This window comes from Streptomyces murinus, from assembly GCF_002154555.1.
Taxonomy (GTDB): Bacteria; Actinomycetota; Actinomycetes; order Streptomycetales; family Streptomycetaceae; genus Streptomyces; species Streptomyces murinus.
In genome coordinates this window covers 1-3,726 of record NZ_MUNF01000778.1, presented here as the reverse complement: position 1 = coordinate 3,726, position 3,726 = coordinate 1, and the positions used below count along the sequence as shown (strand labels likewise).

At 75.6% G+C, this 3,726-nt stretch carries 4 protein-coding genes and 1 pseudogene; 2 read left to right on the top strand and 3 right to left on the bottom strand.

All coding sequences use genetic code 11. From position 1 onward, the window contains the following. A pseudogene (locus CCN72_RS41065) lies at positions 1–282 on the top strand (hypothetical protein); the annotation flags it as partial. Here the strand turns inward: CCN72_RS41065 and CCN72_RS34865 are convergent. Beyond that, on the bottom strand, positions 275–952 hold the full coding sequence (locus CCN72_RS34865; protein WP_086812364.1) for a TetR/AcrR family transcriptional regulator C-terminal domain-containing protein: 678 nt from the start codon (positions 950–952) through the stop codon (positions 275–277). The pseudogene CCN72_RS41065 and the gene CCN72_RS34865 overlap by 8 nt on opposite strands. Positions 953–1,044: 92 nt before the next feature. Between CCN72_RS34865 and CCN72_RS34860 the strand changes: the two genes are divergently transcribed. Continuing rightward, positions 1,045–2,544, top strand: a complete 1,500-nt coding sequence (locus CCN72_RS34860) for an FAD-dependent monooxygenase (protein WP_086812366.1) — start codon at positions 1,045–1,047, stop codon at positions 2,542–2,544. Between the two features lie 141 nt (positions 2,545–2,685). Here CCN72_RS34860 and CCN72_RS34855 read toward each other — a convergent pair whose 3' ends face one another. Together CCN72_RS34855 and CCN72_RS34850 are read right to left on the bottom strand one after the other, a co-directional pair. Further along, positions 2,686–3,555 (bottom strand): 5-oxoprolinase subunit C family protein, encoded by an 870-nt coding sequence (locus CCN72_RS34855; RefSeq protein ID WP_086812362.1) that lies wholly within the window; start codon positions 3,553–3,555, stop codon positions 2,686–2,688. A gap of 49 nt (positions 3,556–3,604) precedes the next feature. Next, positions 3,605–3,726 (bottom strand): carboxyltransferase domain-containing protein (locus CCN72_RS34850; RefSeq protein ID WP_143664306.1); only part of this gene is annotated, 122 nt, incomplete at its 5' end.

Below are 3,726 nucleotides of genomic sequence, written 5' to 3'. Positions count from 1 at the left end.
CTGGGGCAGCAGATCGCGGGCACCGCCTGGGTCGCCCGGCGCTGCCGCGATCTGCTGCCCCAGCTGCTGCGGCTCGCCCTGGACGAACTGCGCCACAGCGCCCGTGGCACCGGCGCCGACCTCGATGTGGCCGCGTCGGCCGCGGTCGCCGCCGCGCTGGCCGCGCTTCCGGAGCGGTGCCCGGCCCGGACGCCGTCCGGGGCGCACGCCCTGACCGGACTTCCGCCGCGCGCCGTACTGCCCGGATCCGGCCCGCTCGACCTGGAGGTCGGTATCAGCTGACCTCGGCCCCGGCCGCCGGGCGGGTGCCGTCCGGCTCGGCCGGGGTCAGCGAACGCAGGATCAGGGACAGGCCGTAGTCGAAGCGTTCGTCGAAGTCGATGTCCTCCAGATGCGCGGCCACCCGGCTCAGCGACGGGTGGTCGCCCGCCGCGAGGGCGGTGCTCAGCGTGTGCTCGCCCGCGTCGCCCAGGGCCTGCTGCTCCTGAGTGAGGCCGAGCGTCAGATAGAGCACCGTCCAGAAGGCCCAGGCCGCGTCGCGCTCGGACAGACCGCCGTCGAGCAGCGCCTCCAGCATCTTGTCCGCGTAGCGCAGGGTGCCCGGCTCGGCCGCGTACGTGCCCGTCACCAGCGCGGCGCCGTCCCGGTGCGCGAGCAGTGCGTGGCGGTAGCGGTGGGCCAGTTCGCGCACCCGCGCGCGCCAGTCCTCGGGCAGGCCGTCCAACGGCACCTCGGCGGCGATCGCGTCCGCCACCAGCTCCAGCAGCCGTGACTTCGTCTTGGCGTGCCACAGCACGGTGTTCATCCGCACGCCGAGCCGGTCGGCCGTGCCGCGCACCGACACGGCCTCGGCGCCGCGTTCGTCGAGCACGCCGAGGGCGGCCCGTACGACGGACTCCAGATCGAGCCTCGATCGGGTGGCTGTCTCATCCGCAGCTTGCTTCTTGGTCACCGACCTAGTCTACTGAAAGTGCGCCTTGGTCACCGACCAAGAGGTGCGGACGGACTGTGCCCGAGGAGGGGTTCATGGAATTGACGGAGTTCATGGCGGCGGAGGGGGTCATCGTCGCCGGCGGTGGGCCGGTCGGACTGTGGCTCGCGGCGGAACTGCGGCTGCGTGACGTGCCGGTGACCGTGCTGGAGGCCCGGCCGCGGCGCAGCCCGCACTCGCGCGCGCTCACCGTGCATCCGCGCACCCTGGAGGTGCTGGACTGCCGGGGAGTGGTCGAACCCTTCCTCGCGGAGGGGGTGCGCATACCGAGCGGCCACTTCGCCGCGCTGACCGAGCGAATGGACTTCCGGCCGCTGGACACCCCGTTCCCCTTCACCCTCTCGCTGCCGCAGGCCCGCACCGAGGAGCTGCTGGAGGAGCACGCGGTGCGGGCCGGCGCGCGGATCCTGCGCGGCCACCGGGTCACCGGGGTCGAGGCGGGCGCGGACGCGGTGGAGCTGACCGTCGAGGGTCCGGACGGCCCCTACCGGACGAGCGCCGCCTATGTGGTGGGCTGCGACGGCACACGCAGCGCGGTCCGGGAGTCGGCCGGTGTGGCCTTCCCCGGCACTGCGGCGACGCTGTGGGCCTGGATGGGCGATGTGGTGCTGGACGCGCCGCCGGCCGGTCCGGCGGTCAGCGGGCCGCGCGGGCAGCTGATGGTGTTCCCGCTGCCGGGCGGGGTGCACCGGGTCGTGGGCAATGATCCGGACACCCTGCGCCAGGCGCGGCCGGGCGAGCTGACCTTCGAGGAGCTGCGGGAGCGGGTGACGGCCATAGCGGGCACCGACTTCGGCATGCGCGACCCCCGCTGGCTCTCCCGCTTCGGCAACGCCACCCGGCAGGCGGAGACCTACCGGCGCGGCCGGGTGCTGCTGGCCGGGGACGCCGCTCATATGCACTTCCCGGCGGGCGGCCCCGGCCTGAATGTGGGCGTGCAGGACGCCACCAACCTCGGCTGGAAGCTGGCCGCCGTCCTCCGGGGCACCGCCACGGACGGCCTCCTGGACAGCTACCACGGCGAGCGCCATCCGGTCGGCGCCGAGCTGCTGCTCAACACCCGCGCGCAGACCGCCCTGATGACCACCTACGCCCCGGAGGGGCAGGCACTCCGCGGGCTGCTGGGCGAATTCATCGCCACGGTCCCGGAGTTCAGCCGGACCCTCGCCGAGCGGATGTCGGGCCTCTCCGTGGTCTACCCCCCGGCCGAGGGCGCCTCGGCCCATCCGCTGACCGGCCGCCGGGCACCCGACCTCCGGTTCGCCGACGGGCGGCGGCTGTTCGAGCTGCTGCGCGATGGCGGCCGGGTCCTGCTGGACCTCACCGGCAAGGCGGCGGCAGGACTGCCCGGCCGGACCCCGGACACCGTCGTGCACTCCGCACCGCTCGCCCCGCACGACCGGGACGCCTGGCGGCGGGTGACCGCGGCACTGATACGCCCCGACGGCCATGTGGCCTGGGCCGCCGAGGAGACCGCCCCGGAGACGCTCACCCGGTCCGTGTCCGGGGCTCTTGCCGCGATGGCGGGTCAGGGGGCGGCTGCTGTCGGGTGACACGGGGCCGGGATGTGCCGATCCGGGGCGGAGCTGTCTGCCGCCGGGTCGGCGCTGCCGGTCACGCGGGTCCGTGCCGTCCGCCGTTCCCTGGAGGTCGGTGCCGCCCGGTGTCCGGTGGGGTGACTCTCTCGTCCGGCGTCAGTGTCGCCCCACCGGTACGAAGCGGACCGGTGTGCCCGGAGGGGCCTGCGCGGCGGCCGGGAGGTCGGGGGGGTGGACGACGGCGATCACCGGATAGCCCCCGGTGGTCGGATGGTCGGCCAGAAAGACCACCGGGCGGCCGTCCGGCGGTACCTGTACGGCGCCCAGCACCATCCCCTCGCTGGGCAGTTCGCCCTCGCGGGCGCGTTCCAGCGCGGGGCCCTCGGTGCGCAGGCCGATGCGGTTGCTCGCCGGGGAGACCCGGTAGGCGCGCGCGGTCAGGTCGTACCGGCCGCGCGCGGTGAACCAGTCCGCGCGCGGGCCCGGCGTCACCCGGAGCACGAGTTCCGTCGGCGGACCCGGCTGCGGGGCGGTGTCCACGCGCGCGGCCGGTCCCGCCGGGCGGCCGAGCGGCAGCACCGTGCCCTCGGCGAGCGGGGCCGGGCCGAGGCCGGACAGCAGGTCGGTGGCGCGGCTGCCGAGCACCGGCTCGACGGCGATGCCGCCGCGCACGGCGAGGTAGCCGCGCACTCCCGCCGACACCGCGCCCACCTCCAGAAGCTCACCGGCGGGCACCACCACGGGCGCGCCCCAGGCCGCCGGGCGGCCGCCGACCGTCACCGGGCAGGGTGCGCCGCCGACCGCGACGGTCACCGTCGATCGGGGGCGCAGCGCACATCCGTCGAGCGTCGTCTCCAGCACCGCGGCGTCCGGCCCGTTCCCGGCCAGCCGGTTGACCAGCGCCGCCGCGGGCGGATCCAGCGCCCCCGACCGGGGCACCCCGAGATGCGCGTACCCGGGCCGCCCGAGGTCCTGCACGGTGGTCAGCATCCCGGGTCGTACGACGACGAGCGCACGGTCGGTCATGGGCCCTCCACCGGCAGAACCTTCACGGATACGACGTCCCGGCCCCCGCTCATGGCCCCTCCACCGGCACGAATCGCACCCGCGTGCCCGGCGACAGCAGCGCGGCCGGGTCACGGGTGTGGTCCCAGAGCACCGCGTCGGTGGCGCCGATCAGCTGCCAGCCGCCCGGCG

What these genes read in the sequence shown, in the direction of transcription:
- CCN72_RS34860 (WP_086812366.1), top strand. Translation starts at nt 1,045, where the DNA reads ATGGCGGCGGAGGGGGTCATCGTCGCCGGCGGTGGGCCGGTCGGACTG.
- CCN72_RS34855 (WP_086812362.1), bottom strand. Translation starts at nt 3,555, where the DNA reads ATGACCGACCGTGCGCTCGTCGTCGTACGACCCGGGATGCTGACCACC.